At 57.4% G+C, this 15,650-nt stretch carries 8 protein-coding genes; 5 read left to right on the top strand and 3 right to left on the bottom strand.

Annotated features, from left to right (window positions below):
• From CKW11_RS28570 to CKW11_RS18215, 5 genes are all read left to right on the top strand, one after another.
• The coding region (locus CKW11_RS28570) for an RCC1 domain-containing protein (protein WP_371917881.1) at nt 1-2,447 on the top strand (2,447 nt) is incomplete at its 5' end.
• An 82-nt stretch (nt 2,448-2,529) separates the two neighbouring features.
• Nucleotides 2,530-3,480, top strand: a complete 951-nt coding sequence (locus tag CKW11_RS18230; protein ID WP_095138617.1) for an Ig-like domain-containing protein — start codon at nt 2,530-2,532, stop codon at nt 3,478-3,480.
• Nucleotides 3,481-3,527: 47 nt separating this feature from the next.
• On the top strand, nt 3,528-5,177 hold the full coding sequence (locus CKW11_RS18225) for a hypothetical protein (RefSeq protein ID WP_177440013.1): 1,650 nt from the start codon (nt 3,528-3,530) through the stop codon (nt 5,175-5,177).
• Nucleotides 5,174-6,775, top strand: coding sequence for a hypothetical protein (locus tag CKW11_RS18220; RefSeq protein ID WP_095138616.1), 1,602 nt, complete (start codon nt 5,174-5,176; stop codon nt 6,773-6,775). Before CKW11_RS18225 ends, CKW11_RS18220 begins: the two co-directional genes overlap by 4 nt.
• A gap of 165 nt (nt 6,776-6,940) precedes the next feature.
• The gene (locus CKW11_RS18215) at nt 6,941-8,434 is read left to right on the top strand and encodes a hypothetical protein (protein ID WP_095138615.1); all 1,494 of its coding nucleotides are present in this window, start codon (nt 6,941-6,943) and stop codon (nt 8,432-8,434) included.
• Between the two features lie 115 nt (nt 8,435-8,549).
• Here CKW11_RS18215 and CKW11_RS18210 read toward each other — a convergent pair whose 3' ends face one another.
• From CKW11_RS18210 to CKW11_RS18200, 3 genes are all read right to left on the bottom strand, one after another.
• Nucleotides 8,550-10,796 (bottom strand): autotransporter outer membrane beta-barrel domain-containing protein, encoded by a 2,247-nt coding sequence (locus CKW11_RS18210; RefSeq protein WP_253151440.1) that lies wholly within the window; start codon nt 10,794-10,796, stop codon nt 8,550-8,552.
• Between the two features lie 285 nt (nt 10,797-11,081).
• On the bottom strand, nt 11,082-13,034 hold the full coding sequence (locus CKW11_RS18205) for a hypothetical protein (protein WP_095138613.1): 1,953 nt from the start codon (nt 13,032-13,034) through the stop codon (nt 11,082-11,084).
• Nucleotides 13,035-13,191: 157 nt separating this feature from the next.
• Nucleotides 13,192-15,141 (bottom strand): hypothetical protein, encoded by a 1,950-nt coding sequence (locus CKW11_RS18200; protein WP_256582093.1) that lies wholly within the window; start codon nt 15,139-15,141, stop codon nt 13,192-13,194.
• Nucleotides 15,142-15,650: the final 509 nt, after the last annotated feature.

Below are 15,650 nucleotides of genomic sequence, written 5' to 3'. Positions count from 1 at the left end.
TCGACCCGGCCACACTGCCCGGCGGTACCAGTAAACTGACCATCCCCAGGCCTGTGGTGAAGCCATGGGTAGCCAACGACGAGGCCACCTGGAAGTGGGTGGGCGACATCTCCGGCGAGGAACCCGGGTCCCGCACATTCAATGCCGTAACCGCCCAGCAAGACTGGGTCATCAACCTGGACGCCGCCTTCGTCGCCCAACACATCGAACCGAACCGCGGCAGCAAGATCACCGTCCGCTACCAGCTCTGGCGCCATGCCACAAATGAGACCAGCCTTTCGAATCCGTTGGTGTTCACCGTGGGCGAGGCACAGGAACAACTTCTGGAGCCGGCAAAAGTACGCGAAGCCGTGAATGACGTGCTCGACCCGGCCAGCGTGCCAGTCGAGGCCACCGTGTTGATCGCCGCCAACCGTGCGGAGAATGCCGGTGATCACTATTACATGAAATGGCGCACCGCTGATGGCAGCGTTGATCAGGACTATGACAAAGCCATTAGCGGTAACAACGAAGGCAAGGAGGTGGAGTTTCCGGTTCCTCAGCGAGTCGTACTGGACAGCCTGAACCACACGGTCACCCTCAGTTATTACGTTGAGTTGTTCGAAGGCGGCAGACGCCTTGGCACGGACTACGACTTGCGCGTGGAAGCGGCGCCTGGCGTGAAACTGCCCGTGGCCACATTCCTGGAAGCCAGCGGCGCGCAAAAGGACCAGATCAACCCAAACGACGTTTTTCCTCTCGGCGCAACAGTGGTCATCGCCGCCAGTGCTGCGCTTAGAACCGATGATGAGATCCATGTGGTAGTGATCGGCAAAACTACAATCAGAAAATCCCATACAGTCCTGGCCAGTCAGGCAGATAAAGAACTGGCGGTGATCAAGGTGGATCACACGTTCATTGACGATAACGTCGACGACAGCATTTCCATGACCTATACGATTACCCGCAAAGCGGGTGGTACTGACGGCCCGTCTGATCCGACGGTCTACGATGTCCGCAAGGTAATTGGTTCCGGCGCGTTGAAAGTCATGGGCGCTCGCTTCAATCGCAGCACCTACAGGTCATCCGGCGCTTCGCATGTATTGAGTGCATTCAATGCCACCACCGGCCAACCTTTGCAGGCGCAGTGGAAATACCCGGACGACAGTCAATGGACGACGGCCAGTACCTGGTATGACACCCAACCGCACCTGCCACTGCAGGTGCGCACCACGGACGACGCATTGACCCTGAACCCGGCAAACATCATCGGCAACGGCAACGACCAGACACTCACCGGACAATCGGCCTACGTCGCGCATCGCAATGTGGGTGATGTCGTAGGCTGGGGCAACGGGGCTTATGGAGCAACGATCCCCTCCACCATCATCACCATGGACGACATTGTCGAGGTGAGTTGCACACGCAGCGCCTACGCCGCGCGCCGCGCCAACAATGCGGTGGTGATCTGGGGAACCGTTACGGAAGGTGGCAGCATGGGCGGTGTTTCACCGCTGGGTTTCAAACAAGTGGTGGGTAACGCCGTCGCCTTCGCTGGCGTGAAGCTGACAGGGCAAGTGGTGGCGTGGGGCGACGCTGCCAACGGTGGCACCGTACCGGACATCATCGGTCAACACCGCGATATCGAGCATATTGTGTCTGCCGGACAGGCGTTTGCCGCATTACGGACCACCGGCGAAGTGGTGGCCTGGGGGTTGGCAGCCAATGGTGGAACCGTGCCGGGCGACATCGCCGGGCTCAACGATATCAAGACATTGATTGGCAGCAATGCAGCCTTCGCTGCGCACCGGGCCAACGGGCGGATTGTCGGTTGGGGGCATGCAGGTTATGGCGGCGCTGTACCAGAAGCCATCGCCCTCCTCACCGACGTCATCGAACTGAGCTGCGCCAATGCCCAGGCGTTCGCCGCTCGGCGTGCCTCCGGACATGTCGTGGCCTGGGGAACAGCCGAGTACGGCGGCACAATCGACGATCTGATCAAAGGGTTGGACGACATCGTCGAAGTCAGCTCGACCTGGCGCGCCTTTGCCGCCCGGCGCAGCAACGGGCATGTGGTGGCATGGGGCAGGCCTGCCGAGGGCGGCGCCGTACCAAGCGAAATCGCAACGCTGGATGACATTGTCCAGGTATGCGGGTCATCCCAGGCTTTCGCTGCGTTGCGCAAGAACGGCACGGTAGTCGCGTGGGGCGATCAGACGGTCGGCGGCAATACCGCGCCTGTCGTCGGTCAATTGACCAACGTGGTTGCGCTTTACAGCAACACCACCGGTTTCACCGCGCTGACGTCTGACGGTCGTGTTGTCACCTGGGGCGTTGCGGCCGGCGGCGGTGACAGCAGCGCGGTGCAGGAACTTCTCCGGGGCAAGTTCTCATATCTGGCCACACCTGCAACACGGGGGCTGGCATTCAAAGCCAGTCGCAGGGCGCTGCTCGACACGCCCCGATAACCGCGATTCCGGCGATCTTTCAACTCATGTTGCCCGGCGCTTCTACGCAAGCGCCGACGACTGCTGCTCAATAGGTGAAACCATGCCTGCCAACGCTCCCCCACACAATGCGCCTTCAGTGGACGAGGCTCCAGGTGGCGTACTCGATCCTGAAACGATTCCGGCCCGAGGCGCCACGGTGCGCATCACCCCCTACGACGACATGGCCTATCGTGACCGGGTCTACCTCTTTGTCGGCGACCACTACACCGACGACATTCCCATCGGTTCGAGCGCAGTGGGCAAGGATGTGGAGTTTGTTGTTCCCGCGAAAGAGTTCATCGCCAACGACAACAACATTTTGCCCATTCGTTACGAAGTGGAGCGCGCGCCGGCCACGATCAGCAACAAGAAAAACAACAAGAAGTTGGCTCGAACCCTGCGCGAGGAATCGCTGATACTGGATTTGCTGCTCAAAGCCCCTTTCGAAAGTGATGCGATCCTGGATCTGAGCACCGAAAACTACGTGGCCTCGGTCAACAAGCCGCCCAGGGAAACGCCTGCGTTCACACGCATGACCCGGGAAGCCAATTGGGGCACGGCTCCCTACGTGTACAGCTGCAGTGATGAAAGCATTGCAACCATCCATTCAGCATCAGGCGAGGTCACTGCGGTGCGCAACGGAACGTGCACGATCACCGCGACCGATACCCTGAACCAGACCCAGCGTTACGAACTGACAATCAAGGGAATTCTGGAGCTGCACCACCTCACTCACAGCGCCGACTGGGAGGGCATGAAGGTCCTCTGCATGCAAGCCAAAGTGCTGCCCGTCTCGCTGGCCCAGATCAAACGCTTCTGGTCACTGTATTACCCCACCAGCGGCCAGGTGGGCGAATACCTTGGCTGGCTGCATTACCCGGTCTGGACCGGGGACGAACTCGGCGCGGGGACCGCCTGGTCTTATGACCTGAACGGTTCGCACGTCAACGAAAATGCCAGTGGTGATGACATCGGCACCTTTCACCAGGCCGTCGGCATCAAACGCGACTGAAGTGGATTCCCTCTGGACGACGCAGCCCCCTCGTCAAGGACACGACCATGGCATTGAACAAAGTGTTGTTGCTCGCCCTCTGGCTGCTCAACAGCCTGGCTGTGGCCGCCACCGGCCCGGAAGTGGCCAGGCTGCTCAACACCCGCTACCAGAACACCACGGCCGAATGCGTGGGCGATCACCCGGCGTACTTCTGCAGTGGCGTACTGGTGCGCGGCAGCCCCGAGGCCGGCGAGTTCTGGCAGCACGACGCAACTTCTACCCAGCTCGGCGCGGAAAGTTTCAGTTACCTGCGCGCCGACTTGGAGATTCAGCGTGTGGCCAAAAAATACGGCGTGGTGTTCAGCGATCAATTCACTGCCATTGGCGAAGGTAAAGTGTTGGATGTGCTATGCATTTACCCGTATGCGTTTATCCCGGCCAGCAATCGTCCGGATTTCGGCTGCGGCCCAACAATAGACGAACGCACCGGGCAAGATCCGGCGTCATGCGCAGCCCAAGGCGTTACCGATGCCCAAAGTTGGGTCACTCACTTTCAGCAACAAGGTTATTACCCACCTGAACAATGTTCATTCAGTAGCCGTACGCCCGCACTGTTCAAAGCGAGTCTGGTTGCCCATGAAAGTGTGGGCGGAATTTGGTCAGCCCATCCAAACATGGTGCAAATCAGAAACTGGGACGCCACAGCTCCCAGGCAAATCCCGATACAAGCGCTGTTTTACGATGTGCTTCAAACCGGCTCATTGCTGGGTGCGCAAAAGGATCAGCGTGACTACTTCGCCGCCACCGGGGATTGGCTGCCGATCCTGCGCATGAACCTGCAGCAGCCCCCCGGCGCGGTATTCGGTTTCAACCAGCAGGATCAGTTGTACACCGGGTATCAGGTGGCTTCGCGGTTGAATGCGCGGTATGCCGATACGTCCTCCGCTTGTCGAGGAGATACCGCTGCGTATAACTGCAATGGCGTGTTGATACGTATCACCGATGCATCGCCAGCGTTTCATGCGTGGAATCCCAGCCCGGGCTCCACCTTGCGAAACGCCGTGGCGTTCTCCTACCTGCGTTCCGATGTTTATGCATCCAGGCTCGTCTATGGCAAGAACCAGGGCTTGATCATGAAGGAACTGGCGGCCCCTGCTGCTTACCCTCTCACCCTGCGCTGCGCGTTCCCCTTTGATGGTGGAACCGACTTCAGATCAGCGGGTTGTAACGAGCATAGTCTCGACCCGGTGCGCAGCAGGCCGTGCGACGAGCAGGACATCAACAGCGGCCAGCAATGGGCAGCACATTTTTATACGCTCTCTCACAAGAGTACCGGCTGCAGCTTCAACAGCAGTCCGGAACAGTTTGAGCAGAGCGTCGTAGCGCGCTCTTTTTTGAATGCAACCGACCAGACCCAGCACAACGAGGTCGTCATTGCTTCGTGGCCCCAAGACATTGGGGTTCAACTTCCCCTTGAGGCATTTTTCTATATCGCGGCCGCGGGAAAGGCCAGTGCGGCTTTTTTTCAGCAAGACTTCTTTCAACAGACCGGTCTTTTTCTGCCCGTTGTGCATTTGAATCTCGCCGCAGATACAGGTCATGAATTCACCTACGACCCCGCCGATCAAAGTGTTTCCGAGACTCTCCTGCAGAAACCGCTCAACGCCTCACATTCCCCGACACTCCACTCGGCAACCTTGGGGTATTACAAATGAACACTCCGATTTCGTTACTCAAACAACTTCTGCTCGCGCTATGGCTGTTCGACAGCCTGGCCGTCGCCGCCACCGGCCCGGAAGTGGCCAGGCTGCTCAACACCCGCTACCAGAACACCACGGCCGAATGCGTGGGCGACCACCCGGCGTACTTCTGCAGTGGCGTATTGGTGCGCGGCAGCCCCGAGGCCGGCGAGTTCTGGCAGCACGACGCAACTTCTACCCAGCTCGGCGCGGAAAGTTTCAGTTACCTGCGCGCTGACCTCGGCACCCGGGTGCTGGCACAGAAAAGCGGCGTGGTGTTCAGCGACAGCTTCACCGCCATCGGCCAGCGCAAAGCGCTCGACGTGTTGTGCGCCTATCCGTTTGCGTTTGTCATGATGGGTATTCGCCCCGCCTTCGGTTGTGGGTCGAACTCAACCAAAGGCGCCGAGCCGGATCCTTCCTCCTGCGCCGCCCAAGGTGTCACGGATGCTCCGAGCTGGATGGCGCACTTCCAGCAACAAGGCCTGCAACCGGACAAACAATGTTCGCTCAGCAGTCATGCACCGACTCTGTTCAAGGCCAGCCTCATTGCCCATGAAGGCCTCGACGCTACCTGGGCAGCCCGGCCAAACCTGCTGCAGATCAAAAACTGGGACGCCGCCGCGCCGAAACAGATGCCGATACAAGCGCTGTTTTACGACGTGACACAAACCGGCGCATTGCTCGGTGCGCAGAGGGATCAGCGTGATTATTTTGATGCCACCGGGGACTGGTTGCCGATCCTGCGCATGGATCTGCAGCAAGGGTCTGACGGTGTGTTCGGCTTCGATCAGCAGGACCAGTTGTACATCGGCTATCAGGTGGCTTCGCGGTTGAATGCGCGGTATGAACACACATCACCGACCTGTCAGACCGGTAAAAGCGCTTACTTCTGCAATGGCGTTCTGTTGCGTGGATCCCAGGCTTCTGCAGCTTTTCACATGTGGAATCCCAGCCCTGTGTCGGTGGGCAACGGCGGTGTTTCCTTCACCTATCTACGCCGGGATGCGGGACTGACCAAGCCGGTTTACTCACAAGGTTTTCTGATTCGCGAAAGCTTTGCCCCGGCGGCCAACCCCTTGAACGTGATGTGTGCCTATCCCTTCGATGGCGCCACCAGCCGTCCTCAAGACACCTGCCGCATACGCGGCGACCTGTGTGATGAGCTGGGTATCACCACCGTGCAGGCTTGGGCAACTCGATATGCCAGCGCACCACGCAGCAGTTGTGCGTTCAACATCGACCCGGCGCAGTTCCAACTGAGCATTGATGTCCGCCCGACAGCGCCCAATGGCGATGGCTGGAACGAGGTGATGATCCAGACCTGGCCGCAGGACATTCCGCTGAAAATCCCGTTGGAAGCGTTTTATTACAGCCTCAAGGCGCACTACAACGCAAACGGGCTGGCACAGGCGCAGTTCGCCCAACGCGACTACTTCCAGAGCACCGGACGCTTCTTGCCCATTGTTCTGGTTGACCTCGAAGCGACGGCTGACCAGGTCTTCCGATACAACCCCGCCGACCAGAACGCCCCCGGTAGGCCCGCAAGCATGTTGATCACGCCGGATCTCTGACAATTTGAGGGATCAAGCCATGGCGTGCATCTGTAGCGCATGACCGCTCATCGAAAACCCGGGCATACCTGTTATTTCTGACAGTAGGCAACACTCGCCACATCAGGCCCAATCAATCAACGCCTTCCTGGCAGAGCCCCATGTCCTTCGCTGAGGTTTTTCGTCATGACGCACTTTCACTCCTTCCTGTTTCCACGCTTGCAGACTGAAATTCCGGGCCTGAAACTGCGTCCCTTGCGGATTTCGGCCATGATAGAGCCGATCGTCGATGGGGACGGCGGTATCAACTGCAAAACCTACTACCGGTATCCCGACGGTTTGTTCTGCGCCGTCGATGCCTACGCCGAACCCATGCGCAAAGGTGACACGCTCGATATCTATTGGGGCAAGGACCACAAGATCTTTACCCGGGTTCTGCAGGATGACGAAGACGGCAGCAACCAACCGGTGTTTTTCTTCCTGCCTGTGACGAACATCCTTCCCGGCTGGGTCGACGAGGTCTACTACGTACTGACCCGCGCAGGCAGCACCAGCCCCGACGAGCCCGCCACGCCCTTGCGAATACTGGTGAAGCTGGATCTGCCGGGCGGCAAAGACGATGACCCCCATTTGCCCGGACATGCAAAATTGCACATCGTGCAGCTGCCGCGCGACGTCATCGTTAACGGCGTGGATGCGGATTGGGCAGCCAAGGGTGTGCCGATGGTTATTCCTCCCTACCCGAACATCGCCGTGCGCGACGTTATCCAGGTGCAATGGGGCAATGCCTTCTTGCCACCTCATACCGTCAGCGCCGATGAGGCAGCCGGCACGGCACCTATCGAGATCACCGCACACCAGGACGATATTGTGGCCGGTGGCGACGGCAACGCGCAGGTGGTGCATTACGGGATCCATGACGAGGTATTCAACCATTCCGAGAAGTGGTCGCTGAGGACCACAGTCAAAGTCATGTCCGGAATCCGGCAGCTGGATGAGCCGATCATCCAGGAGTCAGTCAACGGCATCATTGATCTCGATAAATTGAACAATCGCGATGTCAACGTGCATGTTCGCGCCTCCACCAGCGATTTCGAGTTGGGTGACACCGTCACCATGACCTGGGTAGGCACACCACCCACCGGTGCTCCGTTGCCCAACCGACAATCCCAGAGGGTGGAAAGCTTCCCCAGCATCCTCATATTTCAGATTCCGAATGCGCAGGTCCGGGCGATTGCCATGGGAACCGCAGACGTATCGTATGTGCGCTACAAAAAGGACGACGGCTCTGCGCTCCCCTCCAGGCACGAACTCGCCAGCGTGGAAGGCCGGATCCCCGCGCCGGTCCTAAGCGAAGCCGCGGGCAATACGGTGAGCGCCGATATCACATCGGCCACTGTGAACATTCAGTACCCGAGCATGACCGCGGACGATATCGTCGACATGGCCTGGCTGGGCACCAAGGTCAATGGCATTCCCTACTTGTATGAGGCTCGGCACATCGTCAGCCCGCAGGACGTGGAAAATCATCTCGTGACCTTGTACGTGCCGGGAAAACATCTGCGGGTGCTGGAGAACGGTGCACTGAATCTGTTCTACCAGGTGTCCCGTGACGGGCCGCACTGGCGGGGCACGCATGAGTCCGGGCATCAGGAAATCAACGTGTTGCGATTCACCTGAGTCGCAGGTGTCAGGTCAACCCGTCGGCCCGGACAGCGGGTTGCCCGGCAGGCCAGCACAAAAAAACGCCCCGCAGGTGCGAGGCGTTTTTCAGGTATTCACATCATGAGGCTGCTTACCAGGTCCAGCGCGCTCCGACATTCAAGTCATACGGCTTCTTGATGTACTTGCCATGGCTGTAGTCGTAACCGGCATACACCTGCAGGTCCTTGGTCAATGCCACTGCAACGCCTGCTCCCAGCACACCACGGGTGCCAGACAGGTCGTTGTTGAACTGATTATCAGCGTTGACCGTCACGCGGTTGTTATTGATGAACTCGTGCTGCACCGCAACGCGCACATAAGGCTGGGCGACCATGCCATTGCCCATGTTGAAGTTGCGGCCCACAGTGGTGCCCGCTTCACCCAGCACCGAGCGGCTGCGATCGCCGTCGGCCTCCATGCCATTGTCCAGATCAAAGTTGCGCCCCTGAATCACCGCCGTCGACAGTTTGCCGTACGGCTCGATGAAGTAGCCATCCTCCAGTTTGATCTGGCGACCGAACTCCGCCGAAGCGCTGACACCGGAGCTGTCATAACTGCCCTTGGCGCGGGTGCCATCGCTCATGCCGACTTTCGTATCGCTCTGAAAGCGGTTGAACTTGAGCAGCGCATCAAAGTAGTAACCGCTCTGTTTGTTCATCCAGGTCACGTAAGGGCCCAGATAGTAGCTGTCAACCGTACCCGAAGTCCCCTGTGCGACGTCCAGGTTGGTATGGCTGTAGCCGCCCATGATCCCGGCCACCCACAGACTGTCGCCCAGGTGCGTATCCGCCCCCAGAGAAAGCCCTTGCTGGGTCTGCTGATAACCCACGCCGGAAGCGGCGCTGATGTTGTACTTGTTGCCGTAGGTGCGCATCCACAGGCCGGTGTCACCCCCATCGAAACGCAACTCGCCCATGCGGCTGCGCAAAGTTGCCGCCTCGGCATACAACAGCGTCACCGGAGCGTTGAACAGCGCCAGTACCGATTTCGCCCCGGGGCTGATGGTCTTGGTGGTCGGGTCGAGAAACCATTCCGTTCCGCCCTCCCCCACTTCTCGCCGATCAAGTTTATAAGACCAGGTACCCAGATCGACATGCCCGCCTCTCAGGGCAAATTGCGCGTCGCCGGCGGCGGTGTGCACCAGGGTCAAACGCTGCGGGCTCAGCGCGTCCAGACCGGAAGCGGCCACCAGTAATCCGAATTGCCCGCTGGCAACGCCCGTGACATTGAGGAAGTCGTGCTGACCGGTGGCGAAATTGCCCTTCATTTCGAACGTACTGGAACCATCCGGAGAGCCGGCCAGCGTGCCGACGTTCAACTGGTAGAACGTATCTGGCACATCCTGCGCACCAAAGCGCACCGTCCCGCCATTCATGGCGAGTGTTCCTACAGTGTCAGCGCCTGTCAGGGTCCAGCTAGAACCGCTGTTGACGGTCACGCCGTTGACCTTGTCGAGACGGCCGGTCAGTTGCGAGTTGTTCTGCAGGGTGACGTTGGCAGTCGAACCGTTTTCGACCAGCACATCGCCCTTCATGTTGCCCTGATCGAAGGTGAGATTGGCGGTACTGTTGCCGGTGACGTTGACGTTGCCTTGCAGCGTGCTGTCGCTGACAGACATGCCCGCGGTGGAAGCGCCCTGCACCGTCAGCACGTTGCCGTTGCCCCCCGTCAGGGAAGACTGGTTCAACACCTCAAGGGTGGCATTGATGCCCTTGTCCACAAGAATCGCATCACCGGTGCGGCCTTCCACACTGGCGTTGTCGAGCCGCAGTGAATTGTTGCCCAGGCCCGAGGGATCCCTGCCCATAGTCACCCCGGTCTTGTCGCCGCTGATAACCGTGTTTGCGGAGGCGCGTACATCCCCCCCCAATATGTTCAGGCCGGTACTGTCAGCCCCTGTGCCCGTCACCTGACTGTTGATGAGCGTGAGCGTGCTCAAGCCGGTGACCTGAGCACCGATTTCCCCACCCTTGAATTGACTGTCGGTTGCAGTGACCTTGGAGCTAAGGGTCGAGCCGATAGACCGATTGACCGCCAGCCCCATAAAGTCACTGGTCACGATGGCGCGAGTGAGATCACCCGTGCTGCCGGTTATGCGGATACCCACCAGCCCACTGTCGGCATTGACCGTTGCGCCGTTGATATTCAACGTTGATCCGGACGTGACAGACAGACTCTGGGTGCTGGCCCCCGCGATGTTCAGCACGCTTGCGTTGCGTACCAGATAATCGCTCTGTGGTGTGCTTGCATCGATATTCAGCGTATTGCCGTTATCGACAATAACGGCGGCAAAAGAATGCCCGCCGGTAGAAAAAAATGCTGGCAGCACGACCAGCATTTTAAAGAGTCCTGCCGCAGCATTTTTTTGCAGCGAAACATGGTTTTTGTTCATGACGTGGCTTCCTGAATGTTCATCACCTCACATCTTTCAGAAGAAACGCCAAAAGACTGTAAGAGGCGCGAACAATACCTATCCGGGTCAAGCAAAAATGTAGGAGAAGTCCTAGCTCCGGACGGAAAAGTCCTTTCCCGCTCGAGGAATGATCCGCCTGTTTCAGCAACCGTTTCAGCGAGGACACGGGAGGCGTAGCGGCCTCCCGTGTTTCCTTTGAAACGCATTGAATCAGGTAGGCAACGGGCAAGTTCCGCCATCACCCGGATTGACCAGGTACACCTTGACCAAATGCTCTTTGGAGGGAACGACGCGCCCGTTAATGACAGCCGTATAACCGACGCCACCCCACGCATTGAAAGTCGCGAGCAAGGGTGCGTATGGGATCTTCACAATGAAGCCGTCCGCGGCTTCCTGATCTGTCGGTGTGTGGGGCACCTCCTCGAACGTACCGGGTTTGATGGTTGCACCTTCGTCGTCGATATAGCCCTGATAGGTGAATATCAGCTTCTGATTCGCCAGTGCCGGTTCCCCGCCCGGGACGTGCACCTCGACCACCACACCCTTGATGGGATCCAGGCGCAAGGCTTTGCAGTTCAGCCAGTCAGTATAGTTAGGATCAAGGTGTAAAAATGCCGGATCAGGGACAGTGTCCACTTGAATCTCCACATCCACATTCCGAGGTTTTGAAATATCTACGTTGTCGTTCAGCGAATGACCGATGACGTAAGCCATCGGGTGCGTTGGATCACCGTTACCTGCCGCCGCAATAACGTCCCACTTTACTTTCCACTCAAGCGATGTGGGAATAGTGTTTGGAATCGTAACGAGGCCACCATCCGCCTCAGAAACAAGCTGGCCCGCATATTCAAGTTGAACGGTGTCATTTTCCTTGGCGTCGGCATAGGTATTGACCGTAACAGTAACGTCCCCATCTTTGTCGGCTTCTCGCAACGTATTGACTAGGCCTCCGGAATCACCCTGAACCGTCACCAACGCCAGAATTGGATTGGTCGGGTCTGGATTTTCCGGATCAATCGGCAGACCGGGCTTTCGCAAATCAACGAGAACATCTTTGGAAATCGGAGTTGGCGGGTAATAGGTGCTGCCGCGTTTGATTTGGTAGCGGGCCGCTACAGTTTTTACACCAGGGTCGTTGTTGAACACGTTTTTGAACGAAATATCGACGTAGCACGGGAACCCGCTGATGGGCTTCGCCATCTGCGGAATGTCGTCGTAGGTCACCACCAACTCATCTCCCGGCAAGTAGTGGGTGTATTCGTCAACGATTCCCACGCCCAAAGGGTTTTGCGCATCCGCCAGATCGACCAGACCGTCACCGACACCGTCCAACAGCGGAATAGCAAGGGGCAACAGCCCCTCGGGTGGGTCTGTCAGAACGACCGTAACGGGGACTGATGGAGAAATAGCACTTGGGTTTCCCTTACGGTCGGTGACTCTGAAAAAAAGCGCGTGATCCCCTTCACCTTTCTTGAATACTTGGTCAGCGGTAAGTTCAAGCTCGATCTCAGTGGTGGTATCAATCCGGGTGATCGAATCGACAACCTCTGCCAACGGTATCGAGTCCCCATATAACACCTCTATAAAATCGCCAATCCTCATATCTCCATAATCAGGAATCTTAATAGCTACGAAACCAATGTCGTCCAGATATTTTTTGGTAATACCTTCATCTATCACTTCCTGCGGAAGAGTAACCGGAAAAAACGGGTGTGGAGGAGTTCTATCAACATTGCACTCCAACGGTTCAGAGTTGCTCTCATTACCGCCTTGATCGATAAAGTATCCCAACTCATGTGTCCCCGGCCTATCGGTGTATCCGACAGGAAACGTCATTTCGATTTCAAGAATATCGGGGTTCAGCGGCGTAACATAATCGTATCGAGTAGAGACTATCGGACTTCCGTCAAACGTCAGATGAATGAAGCCCGGTATCTCTTTCGGGTCGTCAGCCTCAGCAGGTCTCGGAACCAGACACTTGAAAGGCTTTCCCTGCTGGCTCAGCGGAATCTGATTGGCTTCATCATCCGACGTATCGCTTAGAAATGGGTTATCTGGATGCACTTTGATGACGGGTGCATCAGCTTTTGTAACAGCACGGCGAACTTTCAGATAATCGACCCGACTTTGTTCAGCGGGCGTCAATGGTTTCGGACTTGCCATTTTTCAGCTCCTTCAGAAACGGGCTTTATCTGCCCGGAATTTTGTCAATCAACTAACGCCCAAAACGCGGGCACAACACTCTCTGTCAGCCACGAATAAATACTCGTGACTGTCCCGACTAAAAACGGCTAATGCACTTTAATTAATCAAATACCCGTTACGGTTCCGTACAGGTTTCATTAGTGGGTGAGCACACTGCACCACTGGCCATGGTTCGATTGATAATCACGAAATCTTTTTTTGAAACACCCCGTCCACCCGTAAACTTTTTCAAGGTGTAATGACATAACGCCGAACCCCGGTTTTGCATCGGCGCTATCAATCTTTCGTAATCGGTCACATGCACTTCAAAACCGTTTCTTGCCTGATCCGCACTCAAGGTGGTCGAGAACCGTTCCGCGGCCTTGGGAATGGGCGTGGTGCCATTCGGTCCCGCGCATCCCTGCCAGAACAACGTCACGATGTCCTTCTCGTCAAACACCGGGTTGCCTTCAATCCTCACGCGCACCCGCTCCCAGAGACGCGGTTTCGCACAGCAGTCAAGCGTCCCACTGATGCCAGCGTCAGGGAACGAAGGCTCTTGGAGACCTTCGATAATGATGATCGACACCTTGACGGGCGTGAATGGCGCCAACTGCTGGTTGACGCCATTGCTGGTGGTGTAATGGACCGGCAACGCCGGGTTCAGGCGGTCCTGGTCAATGACCGACCATGGAATATTGAACGGCACTCTCTTGCCGGCAACGTCACCGGTCTGGACGATGTATCTCGCCACGGGCGTACTGATGCTCCCCCAATAAACTTCGATCGTGTGTCCTCGTTCAGGTGCGTCGAACAAGGTCAGGAAGCCGTCGGCGTCCTCGCCGAAATCTTCGGTAAGCAATGTGTTCAGCACCTTGGATTTGGCGCCGTAGATCTCCAGCAAGGCAAGCTTGGGGTTCAACAACGCCGGCGCATTGGCGTGATCCTGGCCTGCCACCGTCAGGTTCACCGATACCAGGGTTTCCATTGATGGTTTGCTATCAACGCCCCTTGTGCGCACGCGGTAAGTGACACGAGCATTCACCGGACCCAGCCCCTTGGCTGTGAGCGCACTCCACGGCACAGGGATCACGCAAGGAAAGTTGGCCGGGTCGACATCCTGCGGCGGCAGAACAGTGCCATCCCAGTCCAGCAGTACCTGATCGCCGCTCAACGGATTGTCATAGGCATCGATTTCGACCGTTACCGCCCTTTGGTTGACCGCCCCCTCCCGGGCGTGCTGACGATCGATCAAGCCTCTGTCCGACAGGGGGATGCGCGGAGGCTTGTGAATGGGCACCCCCGGGGTCAGATCGACGAACACAGGCAGCGGCCGCGAGCGCGGTCCACGGTTTCCGGCCCAGTCGCGCAAGCGATAATAGATGTATCGCTGCCCATGACCGCGCAGGCGAATTTCGTCTGCGTAGACGGTGATGATGAGTTGATCGTTATCGATATCCAACTGACTGAACGCCTGCTCGCGGATTTCGGTTTCGAAGTCCGGTGGCGTGTTGGTGTCCGTCCAGTAATAAATCGCCCGGTCACGGGCCTTCACGTCCAGATAGAGGCGTACTTTGAAACGAACCTGACCGTGCTCGTCCAAATAGTCATCGGTGATGTCGCCCACAAGATCCAGCAGTTCCAGCATCGCCGGTTCCTGGCCGTCATCCGGCGGCACTCTATCGACGGTGATGGTTTTTTTCAGCGATTCCGCGTCGTTGCCACCAATCACAAGCTTGTACGACAGGTCGTAAACGCCAGATGCCAAGTCCCTTTGAGGCACCGAAACAATCTTGTCACCCGGTTCAATGGGAATATCGAACGGGAACACCCCCGCCGTGTCGTCATCAAAGGGAAGCCCCCGTCGCCTGAAGCCCACCCACACGAAGTCTTTTGCGAAATTCGGATCTGTCGAGAAATCCCACGCCGGAATCGTGATTTTCAAATCGCGATTCAATACATCGCGAGGTAATAGCCCGTCCGGGCTCTCATTACCCTCTTCGTCTTTCAGGATATCCGGAACAATCGGTTCTGGAATAACCACAAGACTTGGTTCGTCATCGCCGCGTGCGTGTTGCGGATCCATCGACGACTCTTCTGGGGGCACCATTGCGAAACTCCACGGCAATTGAGCGGACAGTGTTCTCGCGCAGGACAGTCGTGAAGATAAAACGGGCCGTTGACTGACGATGGCGTGGAACGTTTGTGACCCAATTAGATGCCTGGCGGAAAAAGCTGACTACTGTCAGAAATACTAGGTTTGCTTACCGTTTGTCGGGAAGTCGCTGGAAACAACTGAACAGTCAGCTCAGCGTGAGGCTGCATTTTTGTTGAGCAGAATGGGGGATGAACTCGCCGCGCGCCCCAGCGGGAGCAGACTCCCTCGCGATAGGTTGGGGTTCACCGCAGAGTCGACTACCCTGCGGCAGCGCCTACTGGGAAGCAGTTTCAGTCATGCAAACCCCGCCCCCCGACCGTTCATCGCAAATACCTCCCTACCTGTAATTTCTGACAGTAGCCAACGCTCGCCACCTGCCCCTAAATAACCCAGAGCCTTTGCTTCCCACGCCCTGGAGTCTTCAGCATGCTTATTCA

Source organism: Pseudomonas sp. Irchel s3a10 (assembly GCF_900187525.1).
Classification (GTDB): Bacteria; Pseudomonadota; Gammaproteobacteria; order Pseudomonadales; family Pseudomonadaceae; genus Aquipseudomonas; species Aquipseudomonas koreensis_G.
This window is presented reverse-complemented; position numbering and strand designations above follow the sequence as displayed.